Genomic DNA, 16865 nt, shown 5'->3' with positions numbered 1-16865 from the left:
TGCGGCTCCCGGCGGTCGTCCTCCGCCAAGGTGCAGTGAGACTAAACAGCGAGGCGCAAGGGAGTCTACAGATACTCGCAAGTTACTTAACATTTCTTATGCAAGCAGCCGTCATTCGCGATCGTTTCCATGCAAAAAGGCGGCGTCCCTGAGGACGCCGCCTTCTCTTGGGGTGGGTTCTCCCCACCACTGACTCCGCTAGCCGCGCGCGACCGCTGTGCTGCCCCTCACCACCAGTTCGGGCTCGAACAGGAGCTCCTCGTTGCTGTTGTTCTTGCCGGCGATCCGGCTCGCCAGCAGTGACACCGCGGCCCTGCCCATCGACTCGACCGGCTGGCGCAGCGTGGTCAGCGGAGGGTTGGCCAGCGGCATGAACGTCGAGTCGTCGTACCCCACGACGGACACATCGCCCGGCACATCGAGTCCCATGCGCTGGAACGCCCGGACGGCACCGAGAGCCATCAGGTCGCTGCCGGACACCACGGCCGTGACGCCCTGCTGAATGAGTCTTTGCGCGGCCGCGGCGCCGCCCTCCAGCGAGTACATCGTGTGTGTGACGAACGGCTCGGGGTCCCGCACGCCGCAGAGCTCGCGCATCGCCGTGATGAACGCCGTCTTCTTGCGGACGGCGGGCACATGATCGTCGTACTCCCCCAGCGCCAGCCCGATGCGCCGGTGCCCCAGGGAAGCCAGGTGTCGTACCGCCAGCTCGGCCGCCATCCCGTCGTCGGTCGACACGGACGGGAACCTCAGCCCCTCCGCCATCCCGTTCACCCCGATGACGGGCAGTCCGCGCTCCAGCAGCCGTTCGTAATGGCTGTGGTCCGCCTTGATGTGCGAGTGGAGGCCGCAGACGAAGACCGCACCGGAGATCTGGTGCTCCAGCAGCAGGTCCACATAGTCGCTCTCGGACACGCCCCCGAAGGTGCGGGTGCACAGCACGGGCGTGAACCCCCGCTGCGCCAGCGTGGAGCCGATGACCTCGGAGAACGCCGGGAAGACCGGGTTGGTCAAGTCCGGGGCCACCAGCCCGACCAGGCGGTTGCCCCGCTCCCTCAGCTGCCGGGGCCGCTCGTACCCGAGGACGTCGCACGCGCTCAGCACCGCGGCCCGGGTCGACTCCGCGACCCCCGGCTTCCCGTTGAGGACGCGACTGACCGTCGCCTCACTCACCCCGGCGTATTCCGCCACCTCGACCAGTCGTTTCGCCATGACCGCAAGGCTACTGCAAGACTTGCATTCGTTTACATAAGTCCCTGAGGGCTGGAGCTCTCCGGGGCCCGCTCCCTGTCAGACAGACACACCGCGGCGCCCACCCATTGTCCGGTCGGGGACAGGGCAGGCGCCGCAGCGCCGGGGGTCCGGGGGTGCACCCCGGAAGAACCCAGCCCGTACGCCTTTGTACGGGACGTCTATTGAGGTGGGGCTCAGACCGTCAGCGCACGGTCCGTCGGGCGGATCGGGGCCGGCAGCTGGCTCGCACCCGTCAGATAGCGGTCCACACCGCGCGCCGCCGAGCGGCCCTCGGCGATCGCCCACACGATCAGCGACTGGCCACGGCCCGCGTCACCGGCGACGTACACGCCATTGACGTTCGTCGCGAAGTCCGCGTCCCGCGCGATGTTGCCCCGCTCGTCCAGCTCCAGGCCGAACTGCTCCACCAGGCCGTTCTCCTGGTCCGTGCCGGTGAAGCCCATGGCGAGGGTGACCAGCTGCGCCGGGATCTTCCGCTCCGTGCCGGGCTTCTGCTCCAGCTTGCCGTCCTTGAACTCCACCTCGACGAGGTGCAGGAACTGGACATTGCCGTCCTCGTCGCCCTCGAAGTGCGTCGTCGAGACGGAGTAGACCCGCTCGCCGCCCTCCTCGTGCGCCGATGTGACCTTGTAGAGCATCGGGAAGGTCGGCCACGGCTGACCCGTCGGACGGTCGTCGCCCGGCCGCGGCATGATCTCCAGCTGGGTGACCGAGGCCGCGCCCTGCCGGTTCGCCGTGCCCACGCAGTCCGCGCCGGTGTCGCCGCCGCCGATGACCACGACGTGCTTGCCCTCTGCCGTGATCGGCGGGGCCACGAAGTCGCCCTCCTGCACCTTGTTGGCGAGCGGCAGGTACTCCATCGCGAAGTGGATGCCGTTCAGCTCACGGCCCGGGACGGGCAGATCGCGCGAGACGGTCGCACCGGCCGCGATGACCACCGCGTCGTACCGCTTGCGCAGCTTCGCCGCGTCGATGTCGCGGCCGATCTCCACGCCCGTACGGAACTTCGTGCCCTCCGCCCGCATCTGCTCGATACGGCGGTTGATGTGGCGCTTCTCCATCTTGAACTCGGGGATGCCGTACCGCAGCAGTCCACCGATGCGGTCCGCGCGCTCGTACACCGCGACCGTGTGGCCCGCCCGGGTCAGCTGCTGGGCCGCGGCCAGACCCGCCGGGCCCGAGCCGATGACCGCGACCGTCTTGCCGGAGAGCCGGTCCGGGGCCTGCGGCTTGACGTCATTGGCGTCCCAGGCCTTGTCGATGATCGAGACTTCGACGTTCTTGATGGTGACGGCCGGCTGGTTGATGCCGAGCACACACGCGGACTCGCACGGCGCCGGGCACAGCCGCCCGGTGAACTCCGGGAAGTTGTTGGTCGCGTGCAGCCGCTCGCTCGCCGCCGCCCAGTCCTCGCGGTAGGCGTAGTCGTTCCACTCGGGGATGAGGTTCCCCAGCGGACAGCCGTTGTGACAGAACGGGATGCCGCAGTCCATGCAGCGCCCGGCCTGCTTGCTGATGATCGGCAGCAGCGAGCCGGGAACGTAGACCTCGTTCCAGTCCTTGAGGCGCTCACCCACGGGGCGGGTCTTGGCGACCTCGCGCCCCGTGGTCAGGAAGCCCTTGGGGTCAGCCATTGGTCGCCGCCTCCATCATCTTCTCGGTGGTCTCCTGGTCGGAGAGACCGGCGAGCTCAGCGGCGTCCTTGGCGGCGAGCACTGCCTTGTACGTGGTCGGAATGATCTTGCTGAAACGGTCCACGGCGACGTCCCACTCGGCGAGCAGCTTCGCAGCGACGGTCGAGCCGGTCTCCTCCTGGTGGCGGCGCACGACATCGTGCAGCCACTCCTTGTCGGCGTCCGACAGGGCCTCGACGGCATCGACATTGCCGACGTTGACGTTGTCCCGGTCGAGGTCGATGACGTACGCGATACCGCCGGACATGCCGGCCGCGAAGTTGCGTCCCGTCTCGCCGAGCACCACCGCGTAACCGCCGGTCATGTACTCGCAGCCGTGGTCGCCCACGCCCTCCGAGACGACCGTGGCGCCGGAGTTGCGGACGCAGAAGCGCTCGCCGGTGCGGCCGCGCAGGAACAGCTCGCCGCCGGTGGCCCCGTAGGCGATGGTGTTGCCCGCGATGGTGGAGTACTCGGCGAGGTGGTCGGCGCCACGGTCCGGGCGGACGATGACGCGGCCGCCGGAGAGGCCCTTGCCGACGTAGTCGTTGGCGTCGCCCTCCAGCCGCAGGGTGACGCCGCGCGGCAGGAAGGCGCCGAAGGACTGGCCGGCCGAGCCGGTGAAGGTGATGTCGATGGTGTCGTCGGGCAGGCCCGCACCGCCGAACCGCCGGGTCACCTCGTAACCGAGCATCGTGCCCACGGTCCGGTTGATGTTCCGTATGGCGATCTGCCCGCGGACCGGCTGGGCGTCCTCGGCGGACGCCGCGTTCAGCGCCTCGGCGGCGAGCTCGATCAGCTCCTTGTCGAGCGCCTTCTCCAGACCGTGGTCCTGCTCGATCAGCTGGTGGCGCACGGCGCCGTCCGGCAGCTCGGGGACGTGGAAGAGGGGCGCGAGGTTGAGGCCCTGAGCCTTCCAGTGGCTCACGGCCCGCTCGGTCTCGAGGAGTTCGGCGTGGCCGACGGCCTCCTCGATCGTACGGAAGCCCAGCTCGGCGAGGAGCTCACGGACCTCCTGGGCGATGAACTCGAAGAAGTTGACGACGTACTCGGCCTTGCCGGAGAACCGGTCCCTCAGGGTCGGGTTCTGCGTGGCGATGCCGACCGGGCAAGTGTCCAGGTGGCAGACGCGCATCATGATGCAGCCGGAGACGACGAGCGGCGCGGTCGCGAAACCGAACTCCTCGGCGCCGAGCAGCGCGGCGATGACGACATCGCGGCCGGTCTTCAGCTGGCCGTCGGTCTGTACGACGATCCGGTCCCGCAGGCCGTTGAGCAGCAGGGTCTGCTGGGTCTCGGCGAGACCGAGCTCCCAGGGGCCGCCGGCGTGCTTCAGCGAGGTGAGCGGCGAGGCGCCCGTGCCGCCGTCGTGGCCGGAGATGAGGACGACGTCCGCGTGCGCCTTGGAGACACCGGCGGCGACCGTGCCGACACCGACCTCGGAGACCAGCTTCACATGGATGCGGGCGGCCGGGTTGGCGTTCTTGAGGTCGTGGATCAGCTGAGCCAGGTCCTCGATGGAGTAGATGTCGTGGTGCGGCGGCGGCGAGATCAGCCCGACGCCCGGGGTCGAGTGCCGGGTCTTGGCGACCCAGGGGTAGACCTTGTGGCCGGGCAGCTGGCCGCCCTCGCCGGGCTTGGCACCCTGCGCCATCTTGATCTGGATGTCGTCCGCGTTGACCAGGTACTCGCTCGTCACACCGAAGCGGCCGGAGGCGACCTGCTTGATGGAGGAGCGGCGCTCCGGGTCGTACAGCCGGTCCGCGTCCTCGCCGCCCTCACCGGTGTTGGACTTGCCGCCCAGCTGGTTCATGGCGATGGCGAGGGTCTCGTGCGCCTCGCGGGAGATCGATCCGTACGACATCGCGCCGGTGGAGAAGCGCTTGACGATCTCGGAGGCCGGCTCGACCTCGTCGATGGAGATCGGCTGCCGGTCCGACGTGAAGCCGAACAGGCCGCGCAGCGTCATCAGTCGCTCGGACTGCTCGTTCACCCGGTCCGTGTACTTCTTGAAGATGTCGTACCGCTTGGTGCGCGTGGCGTGCTGGAGGCGGAAGACCGTCTCCGGGTCGAACAGGTGCGGCTCGCCCTCACGCCGCCACTGGTACTCGCCGCCGATCTCCAGCGCGCGGTGCGAAGCGGCGATGCCGGAGGCCGGGTACGCCTTGGCGTGCCGGGCGGCGACCTCCTTGGCGATGACCTCGAGTCCGGCGCCGCCGATCTTCGTGGCGGTGCCGTTGAAGTACTTCTCGACGAAGGCCTCGTCGAGGCCGACGGCCTCGAAGACCTGGGCACCGCGGTAGGAGGCGACGGTGGAGATGCCCATCTTGGACATCACCTTCAGAACGCCCTTGCCCAGCGCGTAGATCAGGTTGCGGATGGCCTTCTCGGGCTCCAGGCCCTCGATGAAGGTGCCGGCCCGGACCAGGTCCTCGACCGACTCCATGGCCAGGTACGGGTTGACGGCGGCCGCGCCGTAGCCGATGAGGAGCGCGACATGGTGCACCTCGCGGACGTCACCGGCCTCGACCAGCAGACCCACCTGGGTGCGCTGCTTGGTGCGGATGAGGTGATGGTGCACGGCAGAGGTGAGCAGCAGCGACGGGATCGGCGCGTGCTCGGCGTCCGAATGCCGGTCGGAGAGAACGATCAGGCGGGCGCCGTCCTCGATGGCCGCGTCGGCCTCGGCGCAGATCGCCTCGATACGGGCCGCGAGGGCGTCGCCGCCGCCGCTGACCCGGTACAGGCCCGAGAGCGTCGCGGCGTTCATGCCCGGCATGTCGCCGTCGGCGTTGATGTGGATGAGCTTGGCCAGCTCGTCGTTGTCGATCACCGGGAAGGGCAGCGTGACGCTGCGACAGGAGGCCGCGGTCGGTTCCAGCAGATTGCCCTGCGGGCCGAGCGAGGAGTACAGCGAGGTGACGAGCTCCTCGCGGATGGCGTCCAGCGGCGGGTTGGTGACCTGCGCGAAGAGCTGGGTGAAGTAGTCGAAGAGCAGCCGGGGGCGCTGGGACAGGGCCGCGATCGGGGAGTCCGTACCCATGGAACCGAGCGGCTCGCCGCCGGTCCTGGCCATGGGCGCGAGGATGACGCGCAGCTCCTCCTCGGTGTAGCCGAAGGTCTGCTGGCGGCGGGTGACCGAGGCGTGGGTGTGGACGATGTGCTCGCGCTCGGGCAGGTCCTCGAGCTCGATCTCGCCGGCCTCCAGCCACTCCTGGTACGGCCGCTCTGCGGCGAGGGCCGACTTGATCTCGTCGTCCTCGATGATGCGGTGCTCGGCGGTGTCGACGAGGAACATCTTGCCGGGCTGGAGGCGGCCCTTGCGGACGACCTTGGCGGGGTCGATGTCGAGGACGCCGACCTCGGAGGAGAGGACGACGAGGCCGTCGTCGGTGACCCAGTAGCGGCCGGGGCGCAGGCCGTTGCGGTCGAGGACCGCGCCGACCTGGGTGCCGTCGGTGAAGGTGACACAGGCCGGGCCGTCCCAGGGCTCCATCATCGTGGAGTGGTACTGGTAGAAGGCGCGCCGGGCCGGGTCCATGGAGTCGTGGTTCTCCCACGCCTCCGGAACCATCATCAGCACGGAGTGCGGCAGCGAGCGGCCGCCGAGGTGCAGCAGCTCCAGCACCTCGTCGAAGGAGGCGGAGTCGGAGGCGTCCGGCGTGCAGACCGGGAAGATCCGGTCCAGCTTGTCGCTGCCGAAGAGGTCGCTGACCAGCTGCGACTCACGGGCGCGCATCCAGTTGCGGTTGCCCTTGACCGTGTTGATCTCGCCGTTGTGCGCGACGAAGCGGTACGGGTGGGCGAGCGGCCAGCTCGGGAAGGTGTTCGTCGAGAACCGCGAGTGGACGAGCGCGACGGCCGTGGCGCAGCGCCGGTCGGAGAGGTCCGGGAAGAAGGGCTCCAGCTGGCCGGTGGTCAGCATGCCCTTGTAGACGATGGTGCGGGCGGAGAGCGAGGGGAAGTAGACCCCGGCCTCGCGCTCGGCACGCTTGCGCAGCAGGAAGGCCTTGCGGTCGAGCGCGATGCCCTTGCTCTCACCGTCCGCGACGAAGAGCTGCGAGAAGGCGGGCATGGTGGCGCGTGCGCCGCTGCCGAGCAGATCCGGGGTGACGGGGACCTCGCGCCAGCCGAGGACGGTGAGGCCCTCCTCGGCGGCGAGCGTCTCGATCCGTGAGACAGCCTGGGCGGAGTCGTCGGCCGGCAGGAAGGCGATGCCCACGGCGTACGAACCGGCCTCGGGAAGCTCGAAACCGCTGACCTTGCGCAGGAACGCGTCCGGGACCTGAAGCAGAATGCCGGCACCGTCACCCGAGTCGGGCTCGGAGCCGGTGGCGCCCCGGTGCTCGAGATTCCGCAGTACGGTCAGCGCCTGCTCGACCAGCTCATGGCTGGCAACACCGGTGAGGGTGGCCACGAACCCGACACCGCAGGCGTCGTGTTCGTTACGGGGGTCGTACATCCCCTGAGGGGCGGGGCGACCGTCCATGGGCGACCAGGCGTCGGAACGCATCGGCACTCCCGTCGTCGTCGTGGCATGTGTAACTACCGAGGGACGACGTTGGCCCTCCGCGAAATTTCGTGCAGGTTACATGATGGAGTGCTTCTCGGAAAGCGGATAGCCCATTCCAGCATGCGGACACCGCCCATAGCGGTGAGAGTGGGTCACAGCCGGACAGATCGATATCCGCTGGCCCGTCGCAGAGCAGGCTTCGTTGCCCACAGCGCCTACGGCTCATGCCCGGTGGTTAAGGACTCGAAACCACGGGGTAACGGCTACTTATGTAGCCCCTCGCATAGTGTCTCACCCAGGGCGGACTTCGTGGAGAGGACGTACGTCACAACCTTGCCGACCGCCGAGGGGAAACACAAGGACGCACCGGTCCCCGAGGGAGCCGGTGCGCCGTGCGCCGGACATGTCGCGCCCGGGCCGGACGGCGGTCGCCCGCCTCAGAAGGCGGCGCCGAACAGCGTCCCGAGCCCATAGGTGACGGCCGCGGCCGCGCCGCCCAGGACCAGCTGGCGCAGTCCGCTGTACCACCAGCTGCGCGCGGTCACCCGGGCGACGAGCGCACCGCAGCCGAAGAGTCCGACCAGCGCGAGCAGCACCGCGGGCCACAGGGCACTCGCGCCGAGGAGATAGGGCAGCACGGGCAGCAGCGCACCCAGCGCGAACGAGCCGAAGGACGAGACCGCGGCGACGGTCGGCGACGGCAGGTCGTCCGGGTCGATGCCGAGCTCCTCGCGGGCGTGGATCTCCAGGGCCTGCTCGGGGTCCTTGGAGAGCTGCATCGCGACCTCGCGGGCGAGCGCGGGCTCGACGCCGCGGGCCACGTAGAGGGCGGCGAGCTCCTCCATCTCGTCGACGGGGTGCTTTCGCAACTCCCGCCGCTCGACGTCCAGTTCGGCCTGGACGAGCTCGCGCTGGGAGGCGACGGAGGTGTATTCGCCGGCGGCCATGGAGAACGCGCCCGCGGCGAGACCGGCAAGACCGGTGATGACGATGGTCTGCTGGGACACCGCGCCGCCCGCCACACCGGTCATCAGGGCAAGGTTGGAGACAAGGCCGTCCATCGCACCGAAGACGGCGGGGCGCAGCCAGCCACCGTTGACATCACGGTGGGTGTGGTTGTCACGGTGCGCGACGTGGAGCGTCGCCTCGGTTTCGATGATGGACACAGCTCTCCCCTTCTCCGGCAGCGAACTTGGTGCGCCCGCTCCCCCTCAACACCCTCGAAAATACGCGCGAGGTAAGGGGCGCGCCAGCAAGGCAGGCCGTACTTACCTGGAGTCGAGCGGGTGACAGGGGCGTTTCTCAGACTCGTTGTCCGCCGCGCGTGGCACAGATCCAGGAAGAGGCTCGGTGCGCATGAAAGGGGCCCGGCCCATGGAGTTGATTGCATGCGATCCCGCTGATCCTGCCGGTGAGGCCTGCGCACTTCGCGAGCGGGCCTGTGGCGCACTGCTGGGCCTCGCGGTGGGCGATGCGCTGGGGGCTCCCGCCGAGAACATGCGGCCGTCCGAGATCCGCCGCCGGTGGGGCCGTATCGAGGGCTTCGTGAGCGAGGACCCGGCGGGCACGGACGACACGGAGTACGCGATCTTCTCCGGTCTGCTGCTCGCCAGGCACGGCTCGGCGCTGACCGTCGCCCATGTCGAGAACGCGTGGCACCACTGGATCGCGGACCTGGACGAAGGCCCGTTCCGCGGGGCGGGTTTCAGTGAACGCGGCACCCTGGAAAACCTCCGCCGCGGGCTCGAAGCCCCCATCTCCGCGCAGCACCGCCACGCATGGAGCGACGGCCTGGCGATGCGCGCGGCCCCGTTCGGCGTCTTCGCGGCGGGCCACCCGGCGGAGGCGGCGCGACTGGTCGCCATCGACGGCAGCGTCAGCCACGACGGCGAGGGCATCTACGGCGGCCAGGCGGTCGCGGCCGGGGTGGCGGCCGCGATGGCGGGCGGCGGCCCCGCCTCGGTGATCGGCGCCGCGCTGTCCGTCGTACCCATGGACTCCTGGACGGCGCGCTCCCTGCGCCGCGCGGTGGTGGCCGCGCGGCGCACCCACACGGACACGCTGGCGATGGAACGCGCGGTCCGCTCGGCGGTCGTCATCGGCGGCTATCCGTGGACGGACCTGGCCCCGGAGGCGGTGGGCCTGGCCTTCGGGGCATTCGCGGCGGCGCGCGGAGACTTCCGTACGTCGGTGCTCACCGCGGTCAACATGGGCCGCGACGCGGACACCACGGCGGCGGTGGCGGGCGCGCTGGCCGGCGCGGTGGCGGGCGCGTCGTCGATCCCTCCGACCTGGTCCACGGCCATCGGCCCGGTCCGCGGCAGCTGCCTCCCCTCGATGGCGGGATACCACGTGCTGGACATCGCGGAACTGCTGACGCCGGACGACGACAGCCAGGCGGCGTCATGAACGGGGCTCCGGGCTTCGAGACTGCCGGGGATGCGGAACTCGGGGCTGCGGGGGATTCAGACCTCGAGGATGCGGACCTCGGCGATGCGGGCGCCGCGGACGCCGCAGCGGCCGGGAGCGAGGCGCCCGGCTGCGGGCCCGCGCCAGAGCCGGACGCAGGCACACACCAGCCCACTCGCTCGGGCGAGGGGCCCGCGCCGAGTACCGCACGGGAACCCGGCGACGCGCCCATGGCACTGGCGCCCGCCACGCAAGAAACACCGGGCAAGGGGCCCGCGCCCGAGCCGGACGCGGGCACACACCAGCCCACTCGCTCGGGCGAGGGGCCCGCGCCGAGCACCGCACCGGCGCCCGAGAACCGCCCCCGCCCCGCCGCGCCCCGTACCCCGTCGCGGCCCATCGAAGGGCTCCTTCTCGGGCTCGCCGCCGGCGACGCCGCCGGGTGGCCCGCCGCGCGGCACCGGGCCGCACGAATGCCCGAGTGGACCCGCCGGCTCACCCGCGAGCTCGACACCTTCGCCGAGCAGAACGCCACCACCACCCTCCCCGTCCCCATCGCCCTCAACCAGCCGCCCGAACCGCTCCGCCTCGGCCCCTCCGACGACGCCGAATGGGCCGCCTTCGCCGCCGAGACCGTGCTCACCGCCGCCGGTGACCTCTTCGCCGGCCTCGCCCCCGCCCGCCGTATGCGCGCCGCCGTCGACCTCGCCTGGAACTCCCTCGCCAGCGAAGTCGCCGCCGCGGCCGACCGCGCCCCCGAGGTCGAGTCCGCCGTGCTCCCCCTCCGCGCCCGCATCTCCGTACGCGCCGGGCTCGGCAACCTCGCCACCGGACTGCGCCCACCCGCCACCGGCCACGACAACCCGCACTACTTCGACGACGCCGCCTGCATCCGAGCCTGCGTCCTCGCTGTCGTACACCCCGGCGACCCGGCCGCCGCCGCCGCGCTCGCCGAGTTCGACGCCCGCTACAGCCAGGACGGCGACGGGGTGCACGGCGCCCGCGCCATGGCCGCCGCCGTGGCCGCCGCGCTCGGCGGGGCGCCCGTCGACGACGCGGTGGACGCCGCCCTCGCCGAACTCCCCGACACCACCGAGATCGGCCGCAACGCCCAGCACGCCGTCAAGCTCGCCCGCGACGCGCACGGCGCCTTCGAGCTCGTCCCCCTGCTCGAGCACCAGATCGTCGACCACGTCTACAGCTACGGGATCGCCGCCGCCGAGACCGTCCCCGTCGCCCTCGCCGTCGCCACCGCCGCCCGCGGCCGGGTCGCCGAAGCCGTACCCGCCGCCGCCTGTCTGTCCCGCGTCGCCGACTCCGCACCCGCTCTCGCGGGCGCGCTGACCGGCGCGCTCGGCGGTGGCGATTCGGTCCCCGGCACCTGGCGCGAGGCCTGCCGTACGCTCGCCGGCTGCGCCCTCCCCCGCCTCGCCGGCACCGATCTCGTAGAACTCGCCGGGCTGCTCGCACACACGGAACTGACCGCCCCGGGTGGACAATTCCGACATGACGACGACACTCGCGACGCTCGCACTCGATGACCGGATCACCGGCAGCCTGCTCGGCGCGGCGGTCGGTGACGCACTCGGCGGCCCGGTCGAGGGCTACACCCCGGAGCAGATCGTGGAGCGGCACGGCGGCCGCGTCCACGGCATCGTCGGCCCGTGGCACGGCCCCGACTGGCGCACCGCCCGCCCCATCGCGCCGTTCCACAAGGGCGACGGGCACATCACCGACGACACCCTGATGACACACGCGCTGATCCGCGTGTACGCGACGGTCCGCGACCACCTCGGCGCGTACGCCGTCGCCGACCACCTGGTCCCGGACCTGATCTCGAACCCCCGCTGGATCCCGGAGCTGGAGGCGGAGGCGCTGCCCCTGCAGCGTGTCTTCCTCGCCGAGAAGTGGATGGTCGCCCGCCTCCACTACGGGCACAACGACCCGCGCGAGGCGGGCGTCGGCAACATCGTCAACTGCGGCGCGGCGATGTACATGGCCCCGGTCGGCCTGGTCAACGCGGCCAATCCCGCGGGCGCCTACGCCGAGGCCGTCGACATCGCGGGCGCGCACCAGTCCTCGTACGGCCGTGAGGCGGCAGGCGTCTTCGCGGCGGCGGTCGCCGCGGCCTGCGTGCCCGGCGCGACGCCGGCCTCGGTCGTGGACGCGGCGCTGTCCCTGGCCAAGGACGGCACCAACGCGGCGATCGAGGAGGTCGCCGAAGTCGCCGTGCGCCACACGGACTTCGAGTCGGCGCTCGCCCCGCTGCGGGCCGCGGTCGCCCCCTTCGACACGGTGGGCCCGGACTACCGCGCTCCGTCCCTCGCGGCCCGCCGCCCCTCCCGGCTGCACTCGATCGAGGAGCTGCCCATCGCCCTCGGCATGCTCGTGGTCGGCGGCGGCGACTACCGCCGTACGGTGCTCGGCGCCGTCAACTACGGCCGCGACTGCGACTCGATCGCCACGATGGCCGGGGCGATCGCGGGCGCGCTGCACGGCGAGGCCGCCGTCCCCGAGGAGTGGGCGAAAACGGTCGCCGAAGCCAGCCGCATCGACCTGCACGCCCCCGCGAGGGAACTGGCCGAGGTCACCCGTGAAGTGTTCGCCCGTGACACGGCCCGCCGCCGCAGCCACGAGTCGGCTTTCGCCCTCCTGACGGACACACGATGACGGGCCTGCGCCTCACCTGGGTCCAGCCGGAGGATCTGCTCGGCCACGAACTGCGCCAGGCGGAGGAGGACGGCCGCGACGCCTGGTCGATCCGCACCCGCTGGACCGGGGCGGGCGGCTCCCTGGCCCCATCGAGCGCAGGAGCGTCCCCCGCTCCGGCACCGCCCTATCTACGCGCCCTCGCCCGCGACCTCCTCGACGAACTGGCCGTACTCCCCTGTCCCTTGACGGAGTACGAGCCCACCTCACTCCCCTTGATCAAGGCGTCCTGCCCCGCCTGGCCCTCGGCCCCGCCGCACAGAGCGCCCCAGCCCAGCGGGTCCGGGGACCCGCCCCCTACCGCGCACGAAGGGCCGCCCCGAGGCCGGTCCCCGGCCGGGGAAGCCTGCCTCCACGCCCTCCACGCCGCCTGGCTCGGCCGGGGCGTCGGCTGTCTTCTCGGCAAACCCGTCGAAAAGCTCCCCCTCCACGCCATCCGCGCTCTCGCCCGTGCCACCGGCAACTGGCCGCTGAGCACCTGGTTCACCGCCAAGGGTCTGCCCCCCGACCTCGCCGCCGCCCACCCCTGGAACCGGCGCTCCGCCACCACCTCGCTCGCCGAGAACATCGACGGCATGCCCGAGGACGACGACCTCAACTACCCCCTGTTGAATCTGCTGCTCCTCCAGCGCCACGGAAAGGCGTTCACCACCGCCCAGCTCGGCGGGCTCTGGCTCGACGAACTCCCCGCCGGCCGTACCTTCACCGCCGAGCGCATCGCCTACCGCAACCTCCTCGAAGGCATCGAGCCGCCCTGCACCGCCGCCCACCGCAATCCTTTCCGGGAGTGGATCGGTGCCGCCATCCGCGCCGATGTGCACGGCTGGACGCACCCCGGCGACCCCGCGGCCGCCGCCGCCCAGGCGCATCGCGACGCGTCGCTCACGCACACCGCGAACGGCGTCTACGGCGCGATGTTCATCGCCGCCGCCATCGCCACCGCGGCCACCCGCACCGCCGATGTGCACGACGCGCTCGCCGCCGGCCTCAGCGTCGTCCCCCCTTCCTCACGCCTCTCCCGCGCCATCCGCTTCGGAATCGGCACCGCCCGTGCCGAGCCCGACTTCGACACCGTCGTGGACCGCATCCACTCCGTCCTCGGCCATTACCACTGGGTCCATGCCGTCCCCAACGCCGCCCTGCTGGCCGCCGCCCTCACGCACGCCGAGGGCGACTTCACCGGGTCCATCTGCCGTGCCGTCTCCGGCGGCCTCGACACCGACTCCAACGGCGCGACCGCCGGCTCCCTCGCAGGTCTGCTCGCCGGCCACCCCGACAAGCTCCCCGACCACTGGACCGCGCCGCTCAAGAACCGTCTCGCCACCTCCGTCGCCGGTTTCGACGGCATCGGCTTCGACACCCTCGCCCACCTCACACTTCAGGAGGCACTGCGCCCATGACCGCCATCGCCGTGCTCGGCAGCACCAACATGGACCTCGTCGCGTACGTAGCCCACGCGCCGAAACGCGGAGAGACAGTCACGGGGCGGGAGTTCCGGACGATCCCAGGCGGCAAGGGGGCCAACCAGGCCGTCGCCGCCGCCCGCGCCGGCGGTGAGGTCTCGATGGTCGGCGCGGTCGGCTCGGACGACTTCGGCGCCCTCCTCCGCCACACGCTCGTCTCCTCCGGCGTCGACATCGACCTGCTGCGCACCGCGGACGGCCCCTCCGGCACCGCGCACATCGTCGTCGACGACGAGGGCGCCAACTCCATCGTGGTGATCCCCGGCGCGAACGGCACCGTCACCGCCCTCGCCCCCGGCGACGAGGCCCTCATCGCCACCGCCGACATGCTGCTCCTCCAGCTCGAACTGCCCCTCAGTGCCGTGCTCGACGGCGCCGAAGCCGCCCGCCACCACGGCGTACGAACCATCCTGACCCCCTCCCCCGCCCAGCCCCTGCCTCCCGAACTCCTCGCCGTCACCGACCTGTTGGTGCCCAATGAGCACGAGGCGGCCACCCTCACCGGCGTCGCCGACCCGCACACCGCTGCCGAGGAACTGCTGCGGCTGGTCCCCGAGGTCGTGATCACGCTCGGCTCGGCGGGCAGCCTGTACGCGACCCGGGGCGCGACCCCCCTCACCGTCCCCGCCCCCGAGGTCACCGCCGTGGACACCACCGGCGCCGGTGACACCTTCGTCGGCGCCCTCGCCGTCGCCCTCGGCGAAGGCAAGCCCATGCCTCAGGCCCTCGGCTGGGCCGCCGCGGCCGCCGCCCTGTGCGTCCAGCGCCCGGGAGCCTCCACCTCGATGCCTTACCGCTCCGAGATCGACAACGCCTCATGACGCCGGCGCCCACTCCGCTGCGGGGGCTGCGCGTCCTCGACCTGGCCACCCTCTTCGCGGGACCGCTCGCCGCCACCATGCTCGGCGACTTCGGCGCGGAGGTCATCAAGATCGAGCACCCCACCAGACCCGACCCCTCCCGGGGCCATGGCCCCGACAAGGACGGCGTCGGCCTGTGGTGGAAGCTGCTCGGCCGCAACAAGCGCACCATCACGCTCGATCTGTCCACGCCCGGCGGCCGCGAGACCCTCCTCCGGCTCGCCGCCACCGCCGATGTGATCATCGAGAACTTCCGCCCCGGCACCCTGGAGAAGTGGCAGCTCGGCTGGGAGGAGCTGAGCGGTGCCAACCCCCGCCTCGTCCTGACCCGCGTCACCGGCTTCGGACAGTTCGGCCCCTACTCCCACCGCCCCGGCTTCGGCACGCTCGCCGAGGCCATGAGCGGCTTCGCCTCCATCACCGGCGAGCCCGAAGGTCCGCCCACCCTGCCGCCGTTCGGCCTCGCCGACTCGATCGCGGCGCTCGCCACCTCGTACGCCGTCATGACCGCACTCGCCGCCCGCGCCGCCACGGGCAACGGCCAGGTCGTCGACATGGCCATCATCGAGCCGATCCTGACCGTGCTCGGCCCCCAGCCGCTCTGGTACGACCAACTCGGTTACGTACAGCCGCGCACCGGCAACCGCTCCCGCAACAACGCCCCCCGCAACACCTACCGCACGGCAGACGGCTACTGGCTGGCCGTCTCCACCTCAGCCCAGTCCATCGCCGAACGCGTCATGCAGCTGGTCGGCCGGCCCGACCTGATCGACGAGCCGTGGTTCGGCACCGGCAGCGGCCGCGCCGAGCACTCCCATGTGCTCGACGAGGCGGTCGGCGGCTGGATCGCCCGCCGCACCCGCGCCGAGACCATGGCCGCCTTCGAGAAGGCCGAAGCGGCGATCGCCCCGATCTACGACATCCGCGACGTCATGGAAGACCCGCAGTACCAGGCGCTGGACACCATCACCGAGGTCGCCGATCCCGAACTCGGCCCCCTGCGTATGCAGAACGTCCTCTTCCGTCTGTCCGAGACCCCCGGCGCCATCCGCTGGGCGGGCCGCCCGCACGGCGCCGACACGGACGCGGTCCTCACCGAACTCGGCCTGTCCCGGGCCGACATCAGCGCACTGCGCACCCAGGGCGCCCTATGACGACCCCCCTCACCTATCTGTACGCCCCCGGGGACCGCCCCGAGGTCGTGCGCAAGGCACTCGCCTCCGGGGCCGACGTCGTGATCGTCGACCTGGAGGACGCCGTGTCCCCCGACCGCAAGTGCTACGCCCTGGCCGCCACGGCCGAACTTCTCGCTTCCCCTCAGACGCTCCCTGTCCATGTCCGCATCAACACCCCCCATGACATCGAGGCCCTCATCGCGCTCCCCGGCCTCTGTGCTCTGCGTATTCCCAAGGTCGCACACGCCACTGACATTCGGCGGATCGCGGCCGGCGCCCCGGGCGTCCCTCTCTATCCGCTCCTCGAATCGGCGCTCGCCATCGAGCACGCGTACGCGATCGCCACCGCCCACCCCGCCGTCCACGGCATCGCACTCGGCGAGGCCGACCTCCGGGCCGACCTCGGCGTACGGGACGGCACATCCCTCGACTGGCCGCGCACCCGCATCGTCATCGCCGCCCGTGCGGCCGGTCTCGCACCGCCGGCCCAGTCCGTCTTCCCCGACATCCGTGACCTGGACGCCCTCTACGCCTCCTGCACCCACGGCCGCGCGCTGGGCTTTCTCGGCCGGGCGGCCATCCACCCCCGCCAACTCCCGGTCATCGAGCGGGCGTTCCGCCCCACGCCCGAGGAGATCGAGGCGGCGGAGGAGATCGTCAAGGCAGCCGCCACGGACGAGGGCGCGCTGGCCCTGCCGGACGGCCGCTTCGTCGACGCCGCGATCGTGGCCGCGGCGCGGCGGACACTCTGCCTCGCCCAAAGGGCGGGCGGATAGCACAACGAGGCCGCCAGAACCTTTGGTCCTGGC

General features: G+C 71.5%; 11 protein-coding genes. 7 read left to right on the top strand and 4 right to left on the bottom strand.

All coding sequences use genetic code 11. From position 1 onward, the window contains the following. Positions 1–198: 198 nt before the first annotated feature. From OG729_RS29655 to OG729_RS29640, 4 genes are all read right to left on the bottom strand, one after another. Complete coding sequence (locus OG729_RS29655) at positions 199–1212, bottom strand: LacI family DNA-binding transcriptional regulator (RefSeq protein WP_360874062.1); 1014 nt, start codon at positions 1210–1212, stop codon at positions 199–201. 215 nt (positions 1213–1427) lie between these two features. After that, positions 1428–2888, bottom strand: coding sequence for a glutamate synthase subunit beta (locus OG729_RS29650; protein ID WP_360874065.1), 1461 nt, complete (start codon positions 2886–2888; stop codon positions 1428–1430). Further along, on the bottom strand, positions 2881–7440 hold the full coding sequence (gltB, locus tag OG729_RS29645) for a glutamate synthase large subunit (RefSeq protein ID WP_405808916.1): 4560 nt from the start codon (positions 7438–7440) through the stop codon (positions 2881–2883). The genes OG729_RS29650 and gltB overlap by 8 nt, the downstream gene beginning before the upstream one ends. 437 nt (positions 7441–7877) lie before the next feature. Next, the gene (locus OG729_RS29640) at positions 7878–8606 is read right to left on the bottom strand and encodes a VIT1/CCC1 transporter family protein (protein WP_405808914.1); all 729 of its coding nucleotides are present in this window, start codon (positions 8604–8606) and stop codon (positions 7878–7880) included. Positions 8607–8814: 208 nt separating this feature from the next. On the opposite strand from OG729_RS29640, the gene OG729_RS29635 reads away from it, so the two are divergent. The 7 genes from OG729_RS29635 to OG729_RS29605 are packed head-to-tail and all read left to right on the top strand — an operon-like array spanning position 8815 to position 16832. Then, positions 8815–9849, top strand: coding sequence for an ADP-ribosylglycohydrolase family protein (locus tag OG729_RS29635; protein WP_405808913.1), 1035 nt, complete (start codon positions 8815–8817; stop codon positions 9847–9849). Continuing rightward, positions 9846–11390 carry an ADP-ribosylglycohydrolase family protein gene (locus OG729_RS29630; protein ID WP_405808911.1) on the top strand — a complete coding sequence of 515 codons (1545 nt, stop codon included), beginning with the start codon at positions 9846–9848 and terminating at the stop codon, positions 11388–11390. Before OG729_RS29635 ends, OG729_RS29630 begins: the two co-directional genes overlap by 4 nt. Then, positions 11356–12519: an ADP-ribosylglycohydrolase family protein gene (locus OG729_RS29625; RefSeq protein ID WP_360881612.1), complete on the top strand. Its 1164-nt coding sequence runs from the start codon at positions 11356–11358 to the stop codon at positions 12517–12519. The genes OG729_RS29630 and OG729_RS29625 overlap by 35 nt, the downstream gene beginning before the upstream one ends. Further along, positions 12516–13958: an ADP-ribosylglycohydrolase family protein gene (locus OG729_RS29620; protein WP_405808909.1), complete on the top strand. Its 1443-nt coding sequence runs from the start codon at positions 12516–12518 to the stop codon at positions 13956–13958. Before OG729_RS29625 ends, OG729_RS29620 begins: the two co-directional genes overlap by 4 nt. Further along, positions 13955–14842 carry a ribokinase gene (rbsK, locus tag OG729_RS29615; RefSeq protein WP_405808907.1) on the top strand — a complete coding sequence of 296 codons (888 nt, stop codon included), beginning with the start codon at positions 13955–13957 and terminating at the stop codon, positions 14840–14842. The genes OG729_RS29620 and rbsK overlap by 4 nt, the downstream gene beginning before the upstream one ends. Then, positions 14839–16035, top strand: coding sequence for a CaiB/BaiF CoA transferase family protein (locus tag OG729_RS29610; protein WP_405808905.1), 1197 nt, complete (start codon positions 14839–14841; stop codon positions 16033–16035). The genes rbsK and OG729_RS29610 overlap by 4 nt, the downstream gene beginning before the upstream one ends. Next, complete coding sequence (locus OG729_RS29605) at positions 16032–16832, top strand: CoA ester lyase (RefSeq protein WP_360881620.1); 801 nt, start codon at positions 16032–16034, stop codon at positions 16830–16832. Before OG729_RS29610 ends, OG729_RS29605 begins: the two co-directional genes overlap by 4 nt. Positions 16833–16865 lie beyond the last annotated feature (33 nt).

The sequence above is a fragment of the Streptomyces sp. NBC_00210 genome (genome assembly GCF_045160975.1).
GTDB lineage: Bacteria > Actinomycetota > Actinomycetes > Streptomycetales > Streptomycetaceae > Streptomyces.
The sequence above is the reverse complement of the archived record's forward strand: the minus strand, read 5'-3'. Positions and strand labels throughout refer to the sequence as shown.